At 48.0% G+C, this 22,145-nt stretch carries 21 protein-coding genes and 1 pseudogene; 15 read left to right on the forward strand and 7 right to left on the reverse strand.

The genetic code is table 11. The features are described from left to right. Window positions 1-6: 6 nt before the first annotated feature. Together apbC and dcd are read left to right on the forward strand one after the other, a co-directional pair. Window positions 7-1,092: an iron-sulfur cluster carrier protein ApbC gene (gene apbC, locus ACZ5EJ_RS08980; RefSeq protein WP_074455811.1), complete on the forward strand. Its 1,086-nt coding sequence runs from the start codon at window positions 7-9 to the stop codon at window positions 1,090-1,092. Window positions 1,093-1,104: 12 nt separating this feature from the next. After that, window positions 1,105-1,671, forward strand: coding sequence for a dCTP deaminase (gene dcd, locus ACZ5EJ_RS08985; protein ID WP_011634957.1), 567 nt, complete (start codon window positions 1,105-1,107; stop codon window positions 1,669-1,671). Window positions 1,672-1,751: 80 nt separating this feature from the next. Here dcd and ACZ5EJ_RS08990 read toward each other — a convergent pair whose 3' ends face one another. Continuing rightward, window positions 1,752-2,093: a cupin domain-containing protein gene (locus tag ACZ5EJ_RS08990; protein WP_011634958.1), complete on the reverse strand. Its 342-nt coding sequence runs from the start codon at window positions 2,091-2,093 to the stop codon at window positions 1,752-1,754. A gap of 44 nt (window positions 2,094-2,137) precedes the next feature. Beyond that, window positions 2,138-2,908 carry a M90 family metallopeptidase gene (locus ACZ5EJ_RS08995; RefSeq protein WP_011634959.1) on the reverse strand — a complete coding sequence of 257 codons (771 nt, stop codon included), beginning with the start codon at window positions 2,906-2,908 and terminating at the stop codon, window positions 2,138-2,140. A gap of 198 nt (window positions 2,909-3,106) precedes the next feature. Here ACZ5EJ_RS08995 and ACZ5EJ_RS09000 point away from each other — a divergent pair, with 198 nt between their 5' ends. Then, the gene (locus tag ACZ5EJ_RS09000) at window positions 3,107-5,845 is read left to right on the forward strand and encodes a cation-transporting P-type ATPase (RefSeq protein WP_074685025.1); all 2,739 of its coding nucleotides are present in this window, start codon (window positions 3,107-3,109) and stop codon (window positions 5,843-5,845) included. 817 nt (window positions 5,846-6,662) lie between these two features. Here ACZ5EJ_RS09000 and ACZ5EJ_RS09005 read toward each other — a convergent pair. Next, window positions 6,663-7,658 carry a type I restriction endonuclease gene (locus ACZ5EJ_RS09005; protein ID WP_011634962.1) on the reverse strand — a complete coding sequence of 332 codons (996 nt, stop codon included), beginning with the start codon at window positions 7,656-7,658 and terminating at the stop codon, window positions 6,663-6,665. 114 nt (window positions 7,659-7,772) lie between these two features. On the opposite strand from ACZ5EJ_RS09005, the gene ACZ5EJ_RS09010 reads away from it, so the two are divergent. Further along, on the forward strand, window positions 7,773-8,735 hold the full coding sequence (locus tag ACZ5EJ_RS09010; protein WP_464556957.1) for an IS481 family transposase: 963 nt from the start codon (window positions 7,773-7,775) through the stop codon (window positions 8,733-8,735). A gap of 165 nt (window positions 8,736-8,900) precedes the next feature. On the opposite strand, the gene ACZ5EJ_RS09015 is transcribed toward ACZ5EJ_RS09010, so the two are convergent. After that, entirely contained in the window at window positions 8,901-11,087 is a 2,187-nt protein-coding gene (locus ACZ5EJ_RS09015; protein WP_011634964.1) for a TonB-dependent receptor, read from the reverse strand. Window positions 11,088-11,279: 192 nt separating this feature from the next. Here ACZ5EJ_RS09015 and ACZ5EJ_RS09020 point away from each other — a divergent pair, with 192 nt between their 5' ends. The 4 genes from ACZ5EJ_RS09020 to ACZ5EJ_RS09035 are packed head-to-tail and all read left to right on the forward strand — an operon-like array spanning window position 11,280 to window position 15,043. Beyond that, complete coding sequence (locus ACZ5EJ_RS09020) at window positions 11,280-11,888, forward strand: TetR/AcrR family transcriptional regulator (protein WP_011634965.1); 609 nt, start codon at window positions 11,280-11,282, stop codon at window positions 11,886-11,888. Continuing rightward, window positions 11,885-13,036, forward strand: coding sequence for an efflux RND transporter periplasmic adaptor subunit (locus ACZ5EJ_RS09025; protein ID WP_011634966.1), 1,152 nt, complete (start codon window positions 11,885-11,887; stop codon window positions 13,034-13,036). The genes ACZ5EJ_RS09020 and ACZ5EJ_RS09025 overlap by 4 nt, the downstream gene beginning before the upstream one ends. Further along, window positions 13,033-14,232: an ABC transporter permease gene (locus ACZ5EJ_RS09030; protein WP_011634967.1), complete on the forward strand. Its 1,200-nt coding sequence runs from the start codon at window positions 13,033-13,035 to the stop codon at window positions 14,230-14,232. The genes ACZ5EJ_RS09025 and ACZ5EJ_RS09030 overlap by 4 nt, the downstream gene beginning before the upstream one ends. A 7-nt stretch (window positions 14,233-14,239) precedes the next feature. Beyond that, window positions 14,240-15,043, forward strand: coding sequence for an ABC transporter ATP-binding protein (locus tag ACZ5EJ_RS09035; protein ID WP_011634968.1), 804 nt, complete (start codon window positions 14,240-14,242; stop codon window positions 15,041-15,043). Here the strand turns inward: ACZ5EJ_RS09035 and ACZ5EJ_RS09040 are convergent. Both ACZ5EJ_RS09040 and fur read right to left on the reverse strand, forming a co-directional pair. Continuing rightward, complete coding sequence (locus tag ACZ5EJ_RS09040; RefSeq protein WP_011634969.1) at window positions 15,025-15,591, reverse strand: hypothetical protein; 567 nt, start codon at window positions 15,589-15,591, stop codon at window positions 15,025-15,027. The two genes, ACZ5EJ_RS09035 and ACZ5EJ_RS09040, sit on opposite strands and share 19 nt — an antisense overlap. 72 nt (window positions 15,592-15,663) lie before the next feature. Further along, on the reverse strand, window positions 15,664-16,113 hold the full coding sequence (gene fur, locus ACZ5EJ_RS09045; protein WP_011634970.1) for a ferric iron uptake transcriptional regulator: 450 nt from the start codon (window positions 16,111-16,113) through the stop codon (window positions 15,664-15,666). Window positions 16,114-16,323: 210 nt separating this feature from the next. Here fur and ACZ5EJ_RS09050 point away from each other — a divergent pair, with 210 nt between their 5' ends. Both ACZ5EJ_RS09050 and dapB read left to right on the forward strand, forming a co-directional pair. Next, entirely contained in the window at window positions 16,324-16,806 is a 483-nt protein-coding gene (locus ACZ5EJ_RS09050) for an outer membrane protein assembly factor BamE (RefSeq protein ID WP_011634971.1), read from the forward strand. Next, complete coding sequence (gene dapB / locus ACZ5EJ_RS09055) at window positions 16,803-17,609, forward strand: 4-hydroxy-tetrahydrodipicolinate reductase (RefSeq protein WP_074685220.1); 807 nt, start codon at window positions 16,803-16,805, stop codon at window positions 17,607-17,609. Before ACZ5EJ_RS09050 ends, dapB begins: the two co-directional genes overlap by 4 nt. A gap of 213 nt (window positions 17,610-17,822) precedes the next feature. On the opposite strand, the gene ACZ5EJ_RS09060 is transcribed toward dapB, so the two are convergent. After that, complete coding sequence (locus ACZ5EJ_RS09060) at window positions 17,823-19,331, reverse strand: helicase HerA-like domain-containing protein (protein ID WP_074685222.1); 1,509 nt, start codon at window positions 19,329-19,331, stop codon at window positions 17,823-17,825. A gap of 252 nt (window positions 19,332-19,583) precedes the next feature. Between ACZ5EJ_RS09060 and ACZ5EJ_RS09065 the strand changes: the two genes are divergently transcribed. The 5 genes and pseudogenes from ACZ5EJ_RS09065 (at window position 19,584) to ACZ5EJ_RS09085 (ending at window position 22,114) form a co-directional block, all read left to right on the forward strand. After that, a complete protein-coding gene (locus tag ACZ5EJ_RS09065) occupies window positions 19,584-19,979 on the forward strand; it encodes an N-6 DNA methylase (protein ID WP_143032855.1) in 396 nt (131 codons plus the stop codon). Continuing rightward, entirely contained in the window at window positions 19,976-20,179 is a 204-nt protein-coding gene (locus ACZ5EJ_RS09070) for a Fic family protein (RefSeq protein WP_074685224.1), read from the forward strand. Before ACZ5EJ_RS09065 ends, ACZ5EJ_RS09070 begins: the two co-directional genes overlap by 4 nt. After that, window positions 20,124-20,605, forward strand: a pseudogene (locus ACZ5EJ_RS09075) (IS5 family transposase); the annotation flags it as partial. The gene ACZ5EJ_RS09070 and the pseudogene ACZ5EJ_RS09075, both read left to right, overlap by 56 nt. Window positions 20,606-20,631: 26 nt before the next feature. Then, entirely contained in the window at window positions 20,632-21,744 is a 1,113-nt protein-coding gene (locus ACZ5EJ_RS09080; RefSeq protein ID WP_464556961.1) for an efflux transporter outer membrane subunit, read from the forward strand. Continuing rightward, complete coding sequence (locus ACZ5EJ_RS09085; RefSeq protein WP_464556962.1) at window positions 21,644-22,114, forward strand: TolC family protein; 471 nt, start codon at window positions 21,644-21,646, stop codon at window positions 22,112-22,114. The genes ACZ5EJ_RS09080 and ACZ5EJ_RS09085 overlap by 101 nt, the downstream gene beginning before the upstream one ends. Window positions 22,115-22,145 lie beyond the last annotated feature (31 nt).

Consider the following 22,145-nt stretch of genomic DNA (forward strand, 5'->3'; position numbering starts at 1 on the left):
TCATCAATGATCACACAACAACAAATTGAAACGGTGCTGGGTCAGATTATTGATCCCACGACCGGTAAAAATTACCTTACCAGCAAAACTGTCAACAACATTCAGATCAATCAGACCAGCGTTGTAATAGATATCGAACTTGGCTACCCGGCTAAAAGCGTGCTGGAAACCGTCCGTCAGCAGATTGAACACGCCTTGCGTACCCTGCCCGGAATCGAATCGGTCACAGTCAATGTCACCAGTAATATCATTGCCCATGGTGCACAGCGCAAACTCAAACTTTTACCCGGTGTCAAGAATGTGATTGCAATCGCTTCCGGTAAGGGGGGTGTAGGTAAGTCTGCTACTGCAGTCAATCTGGCACTGGCACTGGCAGCTGAAGGGGCAACAGTAGGTATTCTGGATGCAGATATCTACGGCCCGTCACAACCACAAATGCTTGGCGTCAGCGGACAGCCGAATTCACCGGATGGCAAAACTATCGAGCCGATGCGGGCGCACGGTATTCAAATGATGTCGATTGGTCTGCTGATTGATGTGGAAACCCCAATGGTCTGGCGTGGTCCGATGGTAACGCAAGCTTTGCAACAGCTACTGAATGACACCCTCTGGCAAGATTTGGATTATCTGCTTATTGATCTGCCACCTGGCACGGGTGATATTCAACTGACACTCGCCCAGAAAATTCCGGTGACCGGCGCGGTCATCGTCACTACGCCACAGGATATTGCCCTGCTGGATGCCCGCAAGGGTCTGAAAATGTTTGAGAAGGTCGGCATTCCTATTTTGGGAATCGTGGAAAACATGAGCCTGCACACCTGTTCGAACTGCGGACATACCGAGCCGATTTTTGGAACGGGGGGCGGTGAAAAAATGAGCAAGGATTACAACGTCGAGCTGCTGGGCGCCCTGCCACTGGATATCCGTATCCGCGAGCATACTGATGCCGGCACACCCAGTGTCGTGGCCGAACCAGACGGGCAAATCGCCACCATCTACCGCACGATTGCACGCCGCGTAGCAGCGAAAATCTCCGATATGGCGCGTGATTACACGGATGTATTTACACAAATTATCATGGAAGACGATTAATTAAGGCCGCGCATGTCGATCAAATCAGATAAATGGATCCGCAGGATGGCCGCCGAATACGGCATGATTGAGCCATTCGAGCCTGGTCAGGTTAAACAGAAAGATGGGCACAGCATCGTCTCCTACGGTACTTCCAGCTATGGTTACGACATCCGCTGTTCGGATGAATTCAAGCTGTTCACCAATCTGAATTCAACCATCGTTGACCCGAAACGTTTCGATTCAAACTCGTTTGTTGATTTAAAAAATGATATCTGCATCATCCCGCCCAATTCCTTCGCGCTGGCACGCACAGTTGAATATTTTCGCATCCCGCGCAATGTGCTGACCATCTGCCTCGGGAAATCCACTTATGCTCGCTGTGGCATCATAGTCAATGTCACACCATTTGAGCCAGAGTGGGAGGGTTACGTCACACTGGAGTTCTCCAACACGACCCCCCTGCCTGCCAAGATTTATGCCAATGAAGGCGTTGCCCAGGTTATCTTTTTTGAAGCGGATGAAGTATGTGAAACATCCTACAAGGATCGCAAGGGTAAATACCAGTTTCAACAAGGAGTGACGTTGCCAAAAATATAGATTTGAGAAATACCAAAAGGTATTTCTTACCAGCTCCTCTTGCCCCACTTCTGATACTTCATAACAAGAAACAGAGCCAACTACCCACTATTCGGTTTTTGGCTGGTATATTCGGCCGGAGCAAAAAACACCAGCACGCTCAGATCCTCTGTTATGTCATAAAAACAGTGATCAACATTGGCTGCTACAAAAATAATACTTCCCGCTGAAATCTGCCGATGGTCGCTACCCACCCGCATACTCGCCTGGCCCTGCGCCACATAATAAACTTCATCCTCGGCATGCGGTTCCTGCAAATCAGACGATCCCGCAAGCAGGGTGTAAATCCCCATACTTAGTGATGGCGTCCGCAAGAACTCCAGATAGGTATCTCCCGATTCCTTTTGCCGGGTGATTAAATCCAGTAGTTTGTATATATCCATACCTTCCATTCTCCTGATCAAATCAAAAAACAATAATGGCTCATTCAGGCCGGTTCTGTCTGCCGCGCTGCCGGATCCTGACGATAAAACTGGGCCAGCTGCTGATATACCGCTGGAAAATGGTGCTTCACCTGATGTGGCCTGATAAAAAAAACTTCACTCAATACCGCAAAAAATTCTGCCGGATCCGTTGCTGCATAAGGATTGATACCCGTTCCTTCACCCTGCTCCACCTGTCTACAGAAAATCTCATAAGCCTGGCTGAAAACCTCAGCCCAGCTGCGCGGATCCATCCCATTATGCAGGGGCGGATAACCGTTGGCAGAACCATTCAGCATATCCAGCTTGTGTGCAAATTCGTGTATCACCACGTTATGCTCATGATGAACATGAGCCACATCCTCCCATGACAGAATCACCGGCCCGGTCAGCCAGGATTCACCCGAAGCCACCATCCGCCTGGTATGTACAATCCCTATTTCATCCCGATAGACGCGATTGAGAATAAACTTGCCGGGGTAGACGATTACTTCTACCCAGTCATCGTAATATTCCGGGTCCAGCTTCAAAATCAGCAAGCAGGCCTGCGCCGCGATCATTACACACATCGCTTCTGTCATGATCAGACCCTGCACTCCATTAATTTTTTTGTCATGCAAAAAAATTGTCGACCATTCCCGCAACCGATGGAGTTCATTCCGAGTCAATCCATACAAGAACGGTAATTGATCCACTACCGGTTGCCAGATAGATTCGGGAATAAGTTTACGTTTGAGAATTCGGCGACGCCGCCATTTTTCCAGAAGCCAGATCATTCAATCACCTGAAAGCATCATGTTGCATGAGAAAAAGAGTACCGTTTGTTTGTTCCAAGAGTTGGATTTACGATTTTCATGGAGAAAATCTGTTACCGTCTACAGATTGCAAGGCACAGGAGACATGATGACAACTATAATTTCTAGCATCCCAGTACACTTGCCCATTCTGCTGATCTGCCCTTTCTCTTCCGTGCCATGACAAATCAACTTGCAGATAAGAATACCGAAGCGCTGCGACAAACGAAGTGGCATACACTGACTCAATCTGAGATTGAGAAAATTCTGCAAACCGGGCCTAATGGCCTGAAAACTGCTGAAATCCAGGATCGTCTTGCCCGATTCGGATCGAACCGCCTGCCTCCACCCAAACGACGCGGGCCATTGATTCGTCTGCTGATGCAATTCCACAATATCCTGCTGTATATCATGACTGCTGCAGCGCTCATCACCGCTCTACTGGATCACTGGGTGGATAGCGGCGTACTGCTGGCTGTAATCATGGTTAATGTCTTTATTGGTTTCATTCAGGAAGGAAAAGCCGAAACGGCGCTTGATTCTATCCGGGCCATGCTGTCGCCCCGCGCAACCGTCATCAGGGATGATTCCCGCCATGAAATAGACGCTGCTGAACTAGTACCAGGTGATGTGGTATTGCTGGTTTCCGGCGATCGAGTGCCGGCGGATATTCGCCTGACTTCAATCAGGGAATTACAGATTGATGAAGCTACACTGACTGGGGAATCCATACCAGTAAAGAAACACATTGAAACAAGCCTGCCCGATACCTCGCTGGGTGATCGCTCCGGCATGATCTATTCCGGCACCCTTGTCGTATTCGGCCAGGCCAGTGGAATTGTCGTCTCTACCGGCAGCACAACCGAGCTGGGCAAAATCAACCAGATGCTCACGGATATAAAGAGTCTGTCCACTCCATTATTACGTCAGATTGATAACTTTGGCCGCATACTGGCCATCGCCATTCTTGCAGCTTCTGTCGCAACTTTCGTACTGGGCACCATTTGGCGCGGCCATGCTCCAGAAGAGATGTTCATGATGGCGATCGCGTTGATCGCTTCGGCGATACCAGAAGGGTTACCGGCCATCATGACCGTGACACTAGCGCTGGGGGTTCAACGTATGGCACGACGCAACGCCATCATCCGGCAACTGCCCGCTGTCGAGGCACTGGGATCGGTGACTGTCATCTGCTCTGACAAGACAGGTACGTTGACCCGCAATGAAATGACCGTGCAGCATGTGATCTGCGCCGACCATGTATTTAATATCAGCGGCGTTGGCTATACACCAGCAGGTGAATGCAACATTGACGGACATGTCATTGATCCCGCCCATTATCCGGCGCTTACCCTGGCAATACGCACGGGCGTGCTGTGCAATGATGCACGATTGCAAAAGGAGCACGGTCAGTGGCATGTGGAAGGAGATCCTACCGAAGGCGCTCTGCTGGTGCTGGGTGAGAAAACCAGTTTCTCCCGCCACCTTGCCAATACTGCCTGGCCACGCCTGGATGTCATTCCGTTTGAATCACAATATTCCTTCATGGCCACCTATCACCGCGACAGTGATGATAAGCCCTGGATCTTCGTCAAAGGAGCGCCGGAACGTATTCTGGAGATGTGTACAACCCAGTTGCACCAGAATAATGAACAGCCGCTTGATGCCGGCTACTGGCAGCGAATGGCAACCACCACGGCGGCTCAAGGATTACGCTTGCTGGCATTGGCTTGCAAACGTACGGCACCACAGGAAAACAATCTAAAAATGACCGACATGGAAACAGGATTCACGCTACTGGCTCTGGTTGGCATCATCGATCCGCCCCGTGAGGAAGTCATCCGGGCAGTAGCGGAATGCCATCGCGCCGGAATCCGGGTCAAAATGATTACCGGTGATCATGCGGAAACAGCTTGCGCCATCGGGGCACAACTGGCTATCGGCACCGGTAAACCGGCTCTTACCGGGGTAGAAATCGCTGCCATGGACGATAACGCCTTGCGTAATGTAGTCATGAATATCGACATATTCGCCCGCGCCAGCCCGGAACACAAACTGCGCCTGGTAGAAGCTTTGCAGGCCAGTGGACAGGTAGTGGCCATGACCGGCGACGGTGTGAACGATGCACCGGCGCTTAAACGCGCGGATGTCGGCGTGGCAATGGGTATGAAGGGGACTGAAGTTGCCAAGGAAGCATCCGATATCGTGCTGGCAGATGACAACTTTGCCACCATTGTTTCTGCTGTACGTGAAGGTCGGGCTGTTTACGACAATCTGAAAAAATTCATACTATTCATGTTACCGGTCAGTGGTGGCCTAACGTTGATAATCATTGCCGCCATTTTGTTCGAACTCACACTGCCACTTACACCAGCACAGGCATTGTGGATCAACATGGTAACAGCCAGCACCCTGGGACTGGCGCTGGCTTTCGAACCGGCAGAACGCAATATCATGAATCGCCACCCACGCCCACCGGCTGAGGCATTTCTGTCTGGTTTTTTTGTGTGGCGCATTCTAATGGTATCTGTGCTGATGATGATCAGTGCACTTGGCTTGTTTCTGTGGGAGCTGGGTAATGGCACCCGGATTGAAACAGCGCATACGATCGCTGTTAACACGATCGTAATGGCAGAAATGTTCTATTTGCTTAACAGCCGTCATATTTTTGCCCCGATTACGCTTATCAAAGGCCTAACCGGTAATCGTTATATCCTGCTGACCATTGTTGTCTGCACGCTGCTACAGATTGTTTATACCCACCTACCCGCCATGCAGGCCATATTCAAATCAACTGATTTGTCAGTGCTGGAATGGTGTAAATCCATTGCCGCTGGATTGATGGTGTTCTACGCGATCGAACTGGAAAAATTCATTATCCGGTGCACTCACTTTGTTTCATTGACAGCCAAAGGTTAGAAACTCACTCATCGCAAGAAGTGAACCCTTAGTAGCGGTTATGATGGCGAGCAGAGTACACTAGAAAACAAACAGTGAACGACAGAATTTTTATAGATAAAAGAGTATGCCAAACATTACAATCTGGTAATCATGACAAGAACTGTATTCACAATATTCTAAAGAAATAAGTTAAGAATCTGATTATTACGATTGTAGATAAGGAAGCTGCAAAAATTATCAAAAGTAATTTCAGCAAATATCTTTTTGCCCTTTTTGGCAAAATCAACAGTAGCATTAATATTACTGATCCAACCGCAATTAATGTTAGCACTTCTAAAAATTCCTGAAATAACACTGTTTATCCACGTGAAAGAAAGTATCCAAACATACACATCCAGATTCTCGCACAAAAGACAGGCACGATACGCCAGGAAAGCGATCGAGAAGATTGCGGATCCTTGTCCATTATTAAACCTATTTCAAGCTTTTCAGCACGCTATCAGAACAGATAAATCTTCAAGATTTCCTGGTCTTTCCTTTTCCCACAGTCATAGTAAATTCGGCAAGGATAAAGCTATCCATACAGGCAGAAACGGGAGAGGCTGGATCACCGCTCGCCATGTTCTATTTGCGGCCAAATGACTAAATCTTCTGATGAAAGAGAATTATTGATCCTGGGATGATAAGAAATATCATCTTTACGAACACCGGTGGTGTGAAGTAATTCAATGAGCGGGAAAATTATTCCACGGCCAATATTTCCAGCTCAGACGGTCCCTTCACAATCTTCATTATCCCCAGGCTCACCGTCACCGCACGCATGAACAATCTGCGATTATGTAGCTACTCCCTCCTCAAGTAATAATTCAGCCGGTTTGTCATACACCAAAACGGTTTTCTTGAAGTGCTCAGCATACTGGTAAATATCTGAAAGATCTGTTACGGACACTATCCTTTCCTCTTTTTCTTCAAATAGCCCCAGCGTCATCCTGGAAGGATTATTGAATCGCAAGCGACAGATTGGCTTGCGATTATTGTCATCAAGCAATATCGCGCAGTAGCTTTTAGAATCTCGCATAACCACTCGCTTCGGATCGACAGTTTCCCGAAGAATTGCACGGACAATACGATACCCCTCAAATTCTTCTTCAGTTGTAATGATCCCATCTGAATCCTGATCAGAGATTATGTTGTCTTTCTTCAACTCTTCTGATGGTTCCATAGCCAGCTTGAGTCTCTCATTGATTTTGTCCGAAATAAGTTGTTGAAATGCATTCTTGGTTATCAAAGTAAATTGCTCCTTTATTGCAGGAGTTATACGTTTTCCATTAATGACTTCGGAGCATGCCAATCTGACAAAATCCTCAGATGGGGCAACCATCCAATCAGCTAGAACATTGTGGATCGCTCTTGTATATTTCAGATCACTTGCCGTATTTAATATCAACTCAACATTGAACGCAGGCTTGGCAAATTTTTTAAGCTCCTCTACATACTGATCCTTGAAGTCAAGAATATTGAATTCAAGAAATGGCTTTTCATCCATCTTATTTGCTTGTTCCAGGTCAGTGAAGAAGCGGTACAAAATACCATTTGTAAGCACTCCAAAACGTGCTTCCGTCGCATGAAAATATCTGAATAATTGTGATGCATGACCAATATTCAGATCACTCCCGCTTTTCTTACATTCAAAAAGCATAATCGGCTTGCCATCCTTCAGAATGGCATAATCAACTTTTTCTCCTTTTTTCATCCCTACGTCAGCTACTAATTCTGGCGTCACTTCATTTGGGTCAAACACGTTGTAGCCAAGTATTTGTATGAATGGCATGATTAATGCATTCTTTGTTGCTTCTTCAGTTTGTACCGTATCTTTTATCTTTCTAAGATGTTTAGTCCCACGGTGTGCTGGTGTAACATATAACCAGCTACGGAGGGATGATTTATGGGACAGATATTACACGGAAGCGCCCGCACGACAGCGGCGGTGCGTCGAGCGATACAAAATAGTCAAGAGAGTCTGAATGTTCTGGCCAAGCGGCATGGGATTAATCCAAAAACGGTAGCGAAGTGGCGGAAGCGGGAATTCACCCACGATGCACCGATGGGCCCCAAAGAGTCGCACTCGACTGTTTTAAGTCTGGAAGAAGAAGCCGCTGTTGTGGCGTTTCGCAAACATACGCTTCTACCGCTGGATGATTGTCTATATGCCTTGCAACCAAGCATTCCGCATTTAACCCGCTCAAGCCTGCATCGCTGCTTTCAACGGCATGGCATCAGTCGGTTGCCGGAGGCTGATGGTGACAAGCCAAAGAAAAAGTTTAATGCCTATCCAATTGGCTACTTCCATATTGATATTGCCGAAGTTCGTACGAAGGAAGGTAAACTCTATCTTTTTGTAGCCATTGACCGGACATCAAAGTTCGTTTTTGTTCAACTCCAGAACAAAGCCAACCGCAACACGGCAACCGCCTTCTTGAAGGCCGTGATCGAGACTGTTCCCTACAAGATCCATACAATCCTGACTGATAACGGTATCCAGTTTACGTTCCCGGCGCGTTATCGGAATGGGCCAACAGCTCAGTATGTAACGCATATGTTCGATAGGCGTTGTCAGATCAACGGCATCGAGCACCGTCTCACCAAACCCAACCATCCCTGGACCAATGGTCAGGTTGAACGCATGAATCGAACCATCAAGGATGCGACTGTAAAACGGTATTATTACGACTCACACGATCAGTTGAAGGCCCATCTCCATCGCTTTGTGATGGCTTATAACTTCGCCAAAAGACTAAAAGCTCTCAAAGGCCTAACACCCTATGAATACATCTGCAAAATCTGGAAAAATGAGCCAGATCGTTTTATCTTTGACCCATTCCAGCACACCGTGGGACTAAACATCTAACGCGAATTGATAGCTCTTTGAGTTGATCAATCAAATCCATATTATTTTCTCCATAAAAGTAATTATTTCCTTTTCTTCTACGGAACAAACCCCAGAAACTTGATCATAGAGCAGACACAGCAATCAGCTTATTATGTATATTTCCTGGAACCTCTGAAAATATAATCAGAACTTGATGTTAAGCCCTGCATAAACTGAGCGCCCCATGCCGGGAACAGCAATACCGTAAGGGATACCATTAATTCCCATGGTCATTCCCTGCCCGGTATACGCTCCGCCCAGCGGCAGATAGTAGAGGCGGTCAAACAGATTTTCCACGCCCAAATCAACACGGACGTTTTTCCATGTGTAACTGGTACGCAGATTTGTCAGAAAATAGCCTTTGGTATGAATTTCGTTGCGTACCGAGGAAACATCATTTTTGCGAGTGGCGCCAACCAGTTCGATGGCGTTGCTCCAGTTACTGTACTGATGGGTAAGCGTCAGCTTGCCGTTGAGCGGCATGATATTGTAGAGATCGTCACCCGTTTTCTTGTTTTCTCCCCGCGTGTAGTTCATCAGGCCGCGCAGACCAAACTCGCCGAGACTGGTTTTTACCAATACCGTGCGGCCGGAAAGATCCACTCCATAAAGATGGGCGGAGTGATTGGCATATTGCAGGACGACGAATTGATTATTCGTGGTGACTGCCGGAATCCGGATTGCATCAACGTAATTATTTACATAAGTGAAGTAAGGTGTGGCCTTGATTTCCCATTCTCGATCAGCCGCGTGCAGATCTATGGTAAGGGAGGCGGTATAGGCTTTCTCCGGCTTGAGGTCCATGTTGCCAACGTAACCGTTACCATCGCCGACAAAATTATTCATGATAGCGGCCATGCTCCAGGTAGACCAGGTGTAGCGCTCATACAGATTCGGTGTGCGCACCTTGCGCGCCAGGCCCAACTCAAGATCAACCATATTGCCCGGTGTGTAACGCGCCAGCGCTGTCAAATCAACGTTGTTGTCATTACGTTTATGGCCACGCGCATTAAAGGCAGCTGAATCGGGAATCTGGTTACCCATCATGTTCCCGTAGCCATGAACATTGTCCGCATCCGTTTCCAGATGCTCGTAACGAGCACCCAGCAACGTGGTCCATTGTGGATTGAAATGCCGTTCCCATTCAGCAAAGAATCCCAGCCGATCACGCTTGCCATGATTAATATTCTGAAAATTCAGAGGTGACATGGCACCGGTTCCGGATGGCGGCCACCAGTCACGCAGAGTGTAGTGCTGATACAGTGCGCCGACACGCAGCAAATCGTCATCGGTGAGGTAAACATCTCCTTTCAGGTTGAGGCCAAGGGTACGGCCACGGCTGGACATCGGCATACCGTTCAATGCTGTACCGTAAACCAGTTGCTTGTCATCGCTGAAATTCATGTAATGATCAACTGCTTCGTAATAAACACGACCATCGAGCGTTCCCCAGTTGTACTCGCCCAGGTAGCGCGCGTTGATCCGTTTTTGTTCATTGTCCAGCATATCCATGCGCTGATTGGGGTAGAACTGGTACGGCACATTCTGATAACCGAATTTCGCCTCCAGCAGATGATTATCTGCCCGCAATGCAAGTCCCAAAGTATGCGTCAAGCTTTTGTAGGCGGTGGAGCCGACCTCATCCAGTGGAAGCGTGTGCCCTGGCCGCCCTGTGGCCGTTGTTGTCTTGAAATTGCCGCCTGCCTTGTAGTTATCTGCTGTGGTAATTGCGCCTGAATAATTGATGCTGAAAAATTCATTGGCCAGTGTTGCAGACAGATTGCCTCCAAAGGCATTGTTGTTGCTGCGATAAAAAGAGCCAACTTCACCCTTGATGAGTGAGCGCTGGCCGGGTGCAGCAAATTGCGGCGCGGCTGTTTCCGCGACAATCGTTCCGCCAATACTGTCACCTCCCACGCTGACTGGCGAGATGCCGGCATACACCCGAATTTTTGCAACGTTACCCGGATCAAGGTAGGACAGTGGCGGATTCATATGATTGGCACAGGAAGAAATGAAATCCATACCATCAATTGTGATACGCAGACGATCATCTGCCAGGCCATGAATCACCGGCAAGCTGGAAACACCCCCCGCTCCATAGAGATGCACACCCGGTACATCCCGCAACAAAGAAGCGGTATCACGGGTAACGGCATGCTGCGCAGCAATTTCGGTTGAACCGATTTCAACTGACGCAGCAGCATCACGAATCTTGCCGGTTTTAACGACAACTTCATTCAAGGTAGTCTGTGCCAGTGCTTGTTGTACAACAAAGGAAGATAAAGCAACAGCTATAGCTGATGCGAATGGAGTGACACGATAGTTCATAACTCTTCCGAATCTCCTGTTCTGGTGTGTAATTGAACGCGGATTCTGCCAGTTTCAGTAAATGAAGGAAATGTGGCAAATTGTCGCAGCAGCCCTGGATGATCGAAATATGCAGATCAAAAGCAGGTTGACTTTTTCACGCCTCAATTTAAGATAGTAATTAGTTACTATCTTTTATGTGGTTATATATTTATGAATCCTCATCCCAAATATCTCTCAGCTGATGAACGACGGGAAGTTACTGTAGAAGCTGTCGTTGAGCTTGCAAGCTCGCAAAATCCCAGTGAGATCACTACTGCAGCAATCGCCAAACACATGAACCTGACGCAAGGAGCATTGTTCCGGCATTTCCCAAACAAGGAAGCTATCTGGGAAGCAGTCATGAAGTGGGTTGTCGAGCGACTGTTAAAACGGATTGATCACTCTATTCAGAGCATTACATCACCTCTGGCCGCCATGGAAGCCATGTTCATGAGTCATATTGAGTTTGTGGCAGAGTATCCCGGGGTTCCAAGGATGATGTTTGGCGAGCTACAACGTGCAGAAGCGACTCCAGCCAAACAGCTTGTACAACTCCTGATCAAACGGTACAGAGAACGTTTGCAACGGCTGATTGAAAACGGTAAGGCCTGCGGTGAATTATCACCCTCCCTGGAGAGTGAGGCTGCAACCATGCTGTTCATCGGAACAATCCAGGGACTTGTCATACAATCCATGCTGGCGGGTGAAGTTGCACGAATCCGCCGTGATGCCCCGGGTGTTTTCGCCATCTATTGCCGTGGCATCAGGAAGGCTCTATGAAATTCCCACACTTGCAGCGGCGCACGCTAGCATTGCTCGCAGTCATCACATTACTCCTGACGCTGTTTACATATATTGCCCTGCAATCCGGGCCACTGGCCCCCATTGTGGTCACTGTAACCACGGTGGAATCACGAAGTATCGTCCCTGCCCTGTCCGGTATTGGAACGGTGCAGGCACGCTACACTTACAAGATCGGACCGATTTTGCCAGGGCGTGTTAAACATCTGAATGTAGACGTGGGAGATGTAGTCAAGGCTGGACAGGTTTTGGGTGAGATGGATCCGGTTGATCTGAATGATCGTATCCATGCACAGGAGGCCGCCATCAAAAGCGCCGAAGCTGATTTGCATCAGGCACAAGCCAGACAACACCATGCACAAGCGCAGCTCAAACGCTATGAAAAACTGTTACCCGCTCATGGCACCAGCGAGGAAAGTGTTGCCATCAAACGGGAAGAACTGGCAGTCACCAAAGCAGCAACCGTGGCAGCACGCGAAAATCTTGGTCGTACACGTGCCAATTTGCAGGCACTGCACACACAACGCAACGATCTCAAGCTGATAGCGCCTGTGACAGGTCTGGTAACCATACGTGCCGTAGATCCCGGTACTACGCTGGTGACAGGCCAGCCTGCGGTTGAAATCATTGATACTGCACACTTGTGGATTGATACCCGCTTCGATCAGATCAACGCCGAAGGATTAACCCCGGGACTGCCCGCTCAATTCATACTGCGTTCGCAGCAAACTGGAAGCATTACGGGACAGGTACTGCGGGTTGAACCGCTGGCTGATACGGTCACAGAAGAAACACTGGCAAAGATCACCTTCGCCATGCCACCCTCGCAATTGCCGCCAGTGGGCGAATTGGCTGAGGTGACGGTCTACCTGCCGAAACTGCCCATCACACCAACAATCCCCAATGCTGCCATTCGCAACGAGGATGGCGTACCAGGTGTCTGGAAGCTGGTTGATGGTAAACCTGAGTTTACCCGGATAAAACTGGGACGCGCTGATCTCAATGGCCATGTCCAGATCAAACACGGATTGGCGGCAGGCGATCAATTTATCGTCTACAGTGAAAAAACACTCACCGCTTTCAGCCGGGTCAGCATAGCAAAACGGATTCCCGGTGTATCGCCATGATCAATCTGGCTGTACGCGATATTCTGCACAATTGGGGCAAGTTCATTTTTACCGGCATTGGCCTCGGCCTCCTCATCGGTGTAACACTGACCATGGCAGGTGTATATCGTGGCTTGGTGGATGATGGCAGAGTTTTGATCGACACCAGTGGTGCAGATCTGTGGGTGGTACAGCAGGATACCCTGGGCCCCTATGCCGAGCCTTCCAGTGTCCCCGATGATTTATGGCGCAGTGTCCGTACCATTCCTGGTGTGGCACAGGCAGCCAATGTCACATATCTGACCATGCAAGTCAGAAAAGAGGATGAAGATGTCAGAGTAATGGTTGCAGGCATCGCAGCAGGCGGCCCCGGAACACCAGGGTGGCCACCTCATCTTGTTGCGGGCAGGCAGATTACACGCAGCCATTATGAGGCCGTGGCAGATATTGCTACCGGCTTCAGGCTGGGGGATCGCCTTAAAATCCGTCGCAACCACTACACCGTAGTTGGCCTGACACGCCGAATGGTCTCATCCAGTGGTGATCCGATGGTTTTCATTCCGCTCAAGGACGCACAGGAAGCACAATTTCTCAAAGATAACGATGCCATCCTGATGCAAAAGCGCCGTACCAGAGCCAATCCGACGTTTTCCTTTCCCGGAAAACCGGATTTGCCGGATGCAATTATTACCTTGCAAACTGCCAATAACTACGTCAATGCAATACTAATACGCATTAGACCGGAGTTCACACTGGAAGAAGTAGCTGAACCAATCCGACGCTGGAAACGGCTGACGGTATACGACCGGGTACAAATGGAAGATATTCTGGTCGGCAAGCTGATTGCCACCTCTGCCGAACAGATCGGTTTATTTCTGATCATCCTGGCCATCGTCAGTGCGGCTATCGTAGCCTTCATCATTTATACCCTGACCATGGATAAAATCCGCGAAATCGCTGTACTCAAGCTGATCGGTACACGCAATCGCACCATCGCCGGTATGATTCTGCAACAATCCCTGATGCTGGGTGTGATCGGGTTTGTCGTTGGCAAAATTTCAGCCACCTTCGCCGCCCCCTTATTTCCCAAATATGTGCTGCTGATACCAATTGACTCCATGCTGGGATTCCTCGCTGTACTGGTGATTTGTATCCTTTCCAGTATCATTGCCATCCGCATGGCACTTAAGATTGATCCGGCAGAAGCAATCGGGTAAACCTGACATGAGCAATAGAGGAATCCGCATCGAAAATTTGAGCAAGCGCTTTGGTAAAGGTGAAGCCGCTGTATTCACACTCAAGAACGTCAACATGCAAGTCGCCCCCGGCGAAGTGGTCGGACTGATTGGTCCGTCCGGCTCAGGCAAAAGTACGCTGCTTAAATGTCTCGGCGCGGTGATTGACCCTACATCCGGACGCATGACCCTGGATAATGAAACCATCTTCGATAATGGTTGGAAACTACGTGATTTGCGCGCTTTGCGTCGTGACAAAATTGGCTTCGTGTTCCAGGCACCCTATCTGATCCCGTTTCTGGATGCGACTGACAATGTCGCGCTTTTGCCGATGCTAGCTGGTGTGAGCGATGACGAGGCACGTAAACGCGCACTGGAACTGCTCGCTGCACTGGATGTGCAGCATCGTGCTCGTGCCATGCCAGCACAACTGTCCGGTGGTGAGCAACAGCGCGTAGCCATTGCACGAGGACTGGTCAATCGCCCTCCTGTCATTCTAGCTGACGAGCCCACCGCTCCCCTGGATTCACAACGTGCACTAGCAGTAATCCGTATACTTAACACAATGGCTAGGCAATTTGAAACTGCCATCATTGTTGTGACACACGATGAAAAAATTATCCCGACCTTCAAGCGTATCTACCATATTCGTGACGGCGTGACCCATGAGGAAGCAGGAGAAGGGCGCAGTACTGACAACCCTTCACATATTAAAAATATGATGTGCAGTTGTCTTGCCAAAAAAGTACGCAAATGGATTTTCTGTACCGTGAATCAATCAATCAGCATATGACCAAACCAGGCAAAAATACCGATTGCTATGCCGGTGACGAACTGGGCATGTACTAGATATGAAAATTTCTTAAGTTTTGTGGGCGAATAGCGCAGTGTGAGGAATAATCCAAAAACACCCTGCCAGATTACCAAACCTAGCAAGGCAGGAAAGAAAAGAATATGGCTGTAGTGAGAGTAATCCACCATGACGATATGTAGCAAAATCACGGCAACCGCTGCAATACCAAAGTAAATGTGCGTACGGTTTAGCCAGGCCAGCAATTGATTCAAAACAGAAGATCCAATTGGAGAAACATAGTCTGGTAACAAGCGCTGCGCCAGTTTTCCCTGACCTAATGTCAGCTTGAGTAGCGTACGGCTATAAATGAAGATTAGTAATCCCATGCCTACTTCCCCAAAGTCTTCCCCAATCTCTGCAAGAAACGTTTCACGCTCTTCGGGAATCTCCTGTGTAGTGTAGGCATAAATGTAATACACCACAGACATCAGCAAAATAACAGTCGTGTAAACCAATATACTACGAATGTTTTTTGTCGTCGGTTGCATGTCAACGATCAGCGAGCGATTACCCGTTACATTGGTTTACAGATTCAGGAATACATCAAGCAGCGTTGCTGTCTATTTACTACGTATGCGGTCTGGGCAGTCTTTTTTTATGCAATCCGCATACAATGACAAAGAATGATCCTGCAACACAAACCCCCGCTCCTTGGCAATTTTCACCTGACGCTTTTCGATTTCTGGATCGAAGAATTCCTCAACGTGACCACATTGCAGGCATACCAGGTGGTCATGATGATTACCACTGGCTAGCTCAAAAACTGCCTTACCACTTTCAAAATGGTGACGCTCAAGCAATCCGGCTTGCTCAAACTGAGTCAGAACACGATAAACCGTTGCCAGACCGATATCCTCTCCCTCACCTAGCAATTCTTTATAGACGTCTTCTGCCGAGAGATGCCGAATCGAGCTGTTCTCAAACAAATTTAATATCTTCAAACGCGGGAGTGTTGTCTTCAATCCCATCGTCTTAAGATCTATACTTTTCAAATTTTCTGATTTACTCATTAAGTTATTTACCTCAAGAAATTACTGCATTTATGAGACAATTGAAAAGCGTAAACCTTCATAATAATTTCTTTTTAGTCAGGACTAATTCCCTGACGCGCTACAAAAATACATATTGCAGTCACTTTTTGTTTACACTTTACGTTGCCCCGGAAGAGCTAACTGTTCATAGTATCCTATCCCGGATGGATTGAAAAATATTGGCCTGGTATGTACGCATTATTCCCACGACTGTTATTGTTATTATTGCTTCCCTTCCTGCCACACTGCACTTATCTTCCTTCATTCCCTTACAAAATTGATATTCAGCAAGGTAATGTTATCACCGAGGAAATGGTAGCCAGACTAAAACCAGGGATGACCCGTTCACAGGTTCGGTTCATATTGGGTACGCCGCTGGTAGTAGATGTATTTCATAGTGATCGTTGGGATTACATCTATCGTCTCGCGCCAGGTGGCCGCATAACCGAAGAACGGAAACTGATTGTTTTTTTTAAGAATGACCGGCTATCCCATATTCAGGGAGATTTTCCGCAACCCCCTGCCTTCAGCGAGTCTTCTCCGGTTTTTCCCGTTCCCGAAAAAACATCTGGATCCCCTCCTGGTGTTGATGGCACTGAAAACGAGGGATCTGACAAAACAATCGATTTCCTCAAAGAAAATCAGACAAATTTTTACAGGGATAATCAATGACACTGTTAAATATAGCCGTTGCCGGAAGTGCCGGCCGTATGGGTCGGACTATCATGGAAACTATTGCTGATGCGCAAGATCTGCGGTTATCTGCAGCACTTGAACAACCCGACAGCCCATATCTGTCGCAAGATGCAGGCGGTTTAACCGGAACACCCTGCGGAGTTATCATTAACAGTGATTATGCCTCCGCACTGACAGGCAGCGATGTGCTGATCGACTTTACTCGCCCCGCCGGAACACTGACGCATCTTGCCGTGTGTCGTCAATCAGGCATCCACATGGTGATCGGCACTACCGGATTTTCAGCAGAAGAAAAAGAAATCATTCATGATGCAGCAAAAGACATCGCCATCGTGTTCGCTCCCAATATGAGCGTGGGTGTTAATATACTGTTCAGGTTGCTTGAAGTCGCCGCAAAGGCGTTACCTGCTGGTTACGATGTGGAAATCATTGAGGCACATCACCGCCACAAAGTGGACGCACCTTCTGGAACCGCTCTGCGTATGGGAGAAGTGATTGCCCAGACTCAGGGAAAAAATCTTGAGAAAGTAGCAATTTATGGACGTGAAGGCCACACCGGGGAACGTGCGGTAGATACTATTGGATTTTCAACCATACGTGGTGGAGATATTGTGGGCGACCACACGGCGTTATTTGCCGGAATCGGCGAGCGGCTGGAAATTACACATAAAGCCAGCAGCCGCAAAACATTTGCAACAGGTGCATTGCATGCCGCGCGTTTTCTTGCTACTAAAAAATCCGGATTATTTGATATGCAGGATGTGCTGGGGCTACGCTGATTTATACCAGCCTCATATATTGATAGTTTGCGTCCAAGGAATCGCTAAGGAACCTCTGAAAAACGTCAACGAGGTAGAAGTTGGCAAAAAGGCAGCGTTTATACGTGATAAATGAGCATTTTCAGCCGACTTTTAACGGGGAAAGGCAACGCGGATAGTTTTTCAGAGGTTCCTAAAACATCAGCAAGGCGCAGTCCGTTCAAGGCACAAGTATCAGCGACGCTTACTGCCACCCAGCAAACTGCCCAGTGCACCACGCAATAATTCCCGCCCTATACGACGCACCTCACTTTTAACGACATTTTGCACCAAACCATCGTACAGCCCACCTCGTGGACCAGTACGACCAAAGAGCACTTCTTTAACTACCGAACCTACCTCCCCAAGCAAGCTATTATCTGCGCCCTGCGAACCAGACTTGGCACGAATATCAGTCGATGATTGCTCATGATGCTGAGCAACTAACAACTCATGGGCGGATTCACGATCTACTGATATGTCGTAGGAATCAGCCACCAGCGAATCTTTGATTAACGCATAGCGTTGTTTATCGGCAATGGGTCCAAGCTGACTCCCCGGTAACAACACATACACACGTTCCGTTTCACTGGGGCGTCCCTTGGCATCCAGAAAACTGACCAGTGCTTCGCCTACGGCCAATTCAGTAATCGCAGTTTCGATATTCAACCCTGTTTTAGGTCGCATGGTGCTGGCCGCAGCTTTCACGGCCTTCTGATCGCGCGGGGTAAATGCGCGCAATGCATGCTGCACACGGTTACCTAGCTGTGCCAATACCGAATCAGGAATATCCAATGGATTTTGCGTGACAAAATAGACACCGACTCCCTTGGAGCGTATCAGGCGCACTACTAATTCAATGCGCTCAATCAGCGCCTTAGGTGCACCAGAAAACAACAGATGTGCTTCATCGAAAAAGAATACCAACTTGGGTTTTTCCGGATCACCAATTTCGGGTAAACGCTCAAACAAATCCGAAAGCATCCATAATAGAAAGCTAGCGTACAAGCGTGGGGCAGTCATCAACTGATCAGCAACCAGAATATTGATGACTCCCTGACCGCTCACCGTTTGCATGAAATCTTCAATATCGAGCACGGGTTCACCAAAAAACTGAGTTCCCCCTTGCGTCTCCAGTTGGATCAACTCGCGCTGGATCACGCCAATACTGGCGGTGCTAATGTTGCCATACTGTGTAGTAAAGCTCTTTGCGTTGTCACCTACGTATTGCAACATGGCACGCAAATCTTTTAGATCAAGCAACAGCAGACCGTTATCATCCGCAATTTTAAACACCAGGTTGAGCACCCCTGCCTGGGTGACATTGAGATCAAGCATGCGTGCCAGCAGCAGCGGCCCCATATCGGAAATGGTTACCCGTATCGGATGGCCCTGTTTACCAAACACATCCCACAGTGTGGCAGGACAAGCTATCGGCTCCGGCAACGGCAAACCGCGTTCTTTGAGCACAGCAGCCAATTTATTATTGATTTGTCTTTTTTGGCTAATTCCAGTCAGGTCACCCTTGACGTCAGCCATAAAAACCGACACACCAATACGCGAGAATTGCTCAGCTAATAGCTGCAGCGTAACAGTCTTACCCGTACCAGTAGCGCCAGTAATAAGCCCGTGACGATTAGCAAACTCAGGCAATAATTGGCATTGCGTAGCGTCACGTTGCGCTATTAGAAGCGGATCAGTCATAAAATATAAAAAATGGATTTAAAAACAGCAGATCAATTATATCAATGGGTGAAATAATCAAATACCAAGCCGAGAATTAAGATAACGTCATCACACAATCTTGATAAAAACCACAGATAATCTACAAATAGCCTATGCTGAGAGTGCTATTAGTTGGTAGCAAAACCACGAATTAATCAGCATCAAATGATTTAACAGCATCCGAATATACAATCAGTGTAATACATGCTCTTACCCTGATTGTATATTCGGATGCTGTCCAAACACAAAACTGACACCACCACCCAGTTTATGGATGCCAACGGCCTGTTTAAAAAAGAAACCAATAACAATACCCTCACCGACGCGCACATCGAACAGATCATGCAGGTATTTGGCAGCAAAGCGAATGTAGAGCATGTTGCCCAGTCGGTACCGTTTGAGAAGGTTGCCGACGACGACTATAACCTGCCAGTATGCAGCTACGTTGACGCCAAAGACAACCGCGAAGTGGTGGGCATTGCCAAGCTCAATATCACCGATCAAATCGAATTGGCCAAAGCCGAAGAAAAGATCAGCAAACAAAAAGCCAGGCAACTGTTTGATTCTGGCGATATTCACAAGGTAGCGGTGGGTACATTCGCCGGCTTGGCAAAATTCGCGACGTGAATATCGCCAAAGGCACAACCGCTTTTGCGCGGATCATGCATCTAAAGCCATCGTTAAAAAACATCGATGCCATGCCGCAAAGCACGTTTGATGAAATTGTCGAAAAATATATCGAAATGAATATTGTCCACCCCTTTCGCGAAGGTAATGGACGCGCAGAGCGTGAAAAATACGGACACGGCGGGCCAGAAGGGTTATGACGCAGGCAAGAAGATATTGGGCATCAAACGTCAATCGCCAATCGCAGTCGATACCCAGGGCCTGCCGCATGCCATTGCGGTGACGACGGCGGAAGTGTGACTGATCGCAAAGGTGCGTTGCAAGCCTGAGAGCACTGCAGGCCGAGCCTGGGGAAAGTCCAAAGTCTGCTGTGCGATAGCGGCTATATCGGAGAACCATTTGCCGAAGACGTGCGAGAAATTCTGGGCGCGCATGTACAAGTACAGATTGCCAAGCGCAGCGAACCACACACTTTTGCAGTCATACCTAAACGCTAGATCGTCGAGCGCAGCTTTGCCTGGCTGGAGAAAAATCGACGGCTGCGGAAAAACTGCGAGCGTAAACTCAATACCAACTTGCAACTCATTCATCTGGTATTCTTGGCTCTTTTGCTTAAAAGATTTTGAACAAATTCTAAAAGAAACTATTTATTGTGCGCTGGCACTTGATTTTTACTTTCAGATTACTGGTGCTATTTCTTACTGGTTGCGCTGCCGTTGGGCCAGATTATGTGCCACCAGAAAAAATCACTCCCGAAAAATTTAATGCCGCACTGAGCGAAGATCAGAAAGCTAAATTATCGCTTCCTGAAACTGGGCAAGAAGCAGATGAGGCCAAAACGGAATTCACCAAACAAGTAACCCCTGCAATGTTGGTTGACTGGTGGAACACTCTGGAAGATCCATTATTAACGCGCTTAATTGAATGGGCCATCAGGGGCAATCTTGATCTTCAGCTTGCGCAGTCACGACTGAGAGAAGAACGCGCTTCGCGGGGAATTGCCAGATCAGGCCTGTTTCCAACCATAGAGGGAGATGCAGCATTTACGCGAAGAAAAACCAATCTACAATCAGGTGGCATCAGTGAAATTGACCTCTATTCCTTGAGCTTTGATGCTAGTTGGGAAATTGATATGTTTGGCGGCATCAGGCGCTCAATTGAATCGGCACAAGCCTCCGTTGAAGCACGTCAAGAAGAATTAAACGACACGCTGGTGATTTTGGTGGCTGAAGTCGCTATCAATTATATTGAAATTCGTGCCTTTCAAGCCCGGCTTGAAGCGGCTGTTAACAACCTGGAATCTCAAGAAGGGACGTTACAAATTGTTCAGGATCGGTTAGATGCCGGCCTGACAACGACACTGTCACTAGAGCAGGCGAAATATAATCTGGAAAATAGTAAATCAGAAATTCCAATGTTACAAACCGGTATCGAACAAGGTAAAAATGGTCTTGTAGTGCTGCTTGGAGAGTTCCCTGGGTCATTGGCAGAAGAATTGGAGCAGTACCAAAAAGTCCCAACGGTGTCAGTTGAAGTGGTTGTTGGCGTTCCCGCTGATTTGTTGCGTCGCAGGCCGGACGTCCGACGTGCGGAGCGCGAATTAGCAGCGCAAACGGCACGGGTTGGTGTGGCTACTGCAGACCTTTATCCAAGACTCTTCTTATTTGGTTCTTGTAGGACTGGAATACATTTCTGCTGCCAGCTTTTTTACAGGACCCGCAGCCGCCTTCCAAATTGGACCGCAAATCAGATGGCCAGTTTTTAATGCTGGTCGTATCCGACAAAATATAAAAATAGAAGATGAGCGACAAAGTCAGGCGCTGATTCAATACGAGGCTTCGGTATTAACCGCAGTTAAAGATGTAGAAAATGCTTTAATCGATTTTGCGAATGAACAAGTTCGCAGACAAGCTTTGATAAAATCCACACAATCAGCAAAATCAGCAGTTAGCCTGTCGCGTGAATTGTACACTGCGGGCCTAACTGATTTTATTGGTGTGCTGGATGCAGAGAGAGCCTTATTTTCCTTTCAAGATCAGCTGGCAGTGAGTGAAGGAAAGGTTACTTCCAATTTGATTCGTCTGTATAAATCATTGGGCGGCGGATGGAAACCACTGATGCAAGATGCACCGTAGGCAGTTCTAGGTCAACAGCAAACACAATTTG

The sequence above is a fragment of the Nitrosomonas sp. TNE100 genome, assembly GCF_055387135.1.

Coding starts and splice junctions, on each gene's coding strand:
- ACZ5EJ_RS09005 (WP_011634962.1), bottom strand. CDS start 7,658: ATGCCATTCATACAAATACTTGGCTACAACGTGTTTGACCCAAATGAA.
- ACZ5EJ_RS09025 (WP_011634966.1), top strand. CDS start 11,885: ATGAAATTCCCACACTTGCAGCGGCGCACGCTAGCATTGCTCGCAGTC.
- ACZ5EJ_RS09020 (WP_011634965.1), top strand. CDS start 11,280: ATGAATCCTCATCCCAAATATCTCTCAGCTGATGAACGACGGGAAGTT.
- ACZ5EJ_RS09035 (WP_011634968.1), top strand. CDS start 14,240: ATGAGCAATAGAGGAATCCGCATCGAAAATTTGAGCAAGCGCTTTGGT.
- ACZ5EJ_RS09040 (WP_011634969.1), bottom strand. CDS start 15,591: ATGCAACCGACGACAAAAAACATTCGTAGTATATTGGTTTACACGACT.
- ACZ5EJ_RS09015 (WP_011634964.1), bottom strand. CDS start 11,087: ATGAACTATCGTGTCACTCCATTCGCATCAGCTATAGCTGTTGCTTTA.
- ACZ5EJ_RS09000 (WP_074685025.1), top strand. CDS start 3,107: ATGACAAATCAACTTGCAGATAAGAATACCGAAGCGCTGCGACAAACG.
- fur (WP_011634970.1), bottom strand. CDS start 16,113: ATGAGTAAATCAGAAAATTTGAAAAGTATAGATCTTAAGACGATGGGA.
- ACZ5EJ_RS09030 (WP_011634967.1), top strand. CDS start 13,033: ATGATCAATCTGGCTGTACGCGATATTCTGCACAATTGGGGCAAGTTC.
- apbC (WP_074455811.1), top strand. CDS start 7: ATGATCACACAACAACAAATTGAAACGGTGCTGGGTCAGATTATTGAT.
- ACZ5EJ_RS09010 (WP_464556957.1), top strand. CDS start 7,773: ATGGGACAGATATTACACGGAAGCGCCCGCACGACAGCGGCGGTGCGT.
- ACZ5EJ_RS09060 (WP_074685222.1), bottom strand. CDS start 19,331: ATGACTGATCCGCTTCTAATAGCGCAACGTGACGCTACGCAATGCCAA.
- dcd (WP_011634957.1), top strand. CDS start 1,105: ATGTCGATCAAATCAGATAAATGGATCCGCAGGATGGCCGCCGAATAC.
- ACZ5EJ_RS08995 (WP_011634959.1), bottom strand. CDS start 2,908: ATGATCTGGCTTCTGGAAAAATGGCGGCGTCGCCGAATTCTCAAACGT.
- ACZ5EJ_RS08990 (WP_011634958.1), bottom strand. CDS start 2,093: ATGGATATATACAAACTACTGGATTTAATCACCCGGCAAAAGGAATCG.
- ACZ5EJ_RS09050 (WP_011634971.1), top strand. CDS start 16,324: ATGTACGCATTATTCCCACGACTGTTATTGTTATTATTGCTTCCCTTC.
- dapB (WP_074685220.1), top strand. CDS start 16,803: ATGACACTGTTAAATATAGCCGTTGCCGGAAGTGCCGGCCGTATGGGT.
- ACZ5EJ_RS09065 (WP_143032855.1), top strand. CDS start 19,584: ATGCTGTCCAAACACAAAACTGACACCACCACCCAGTTTATGGATGCC.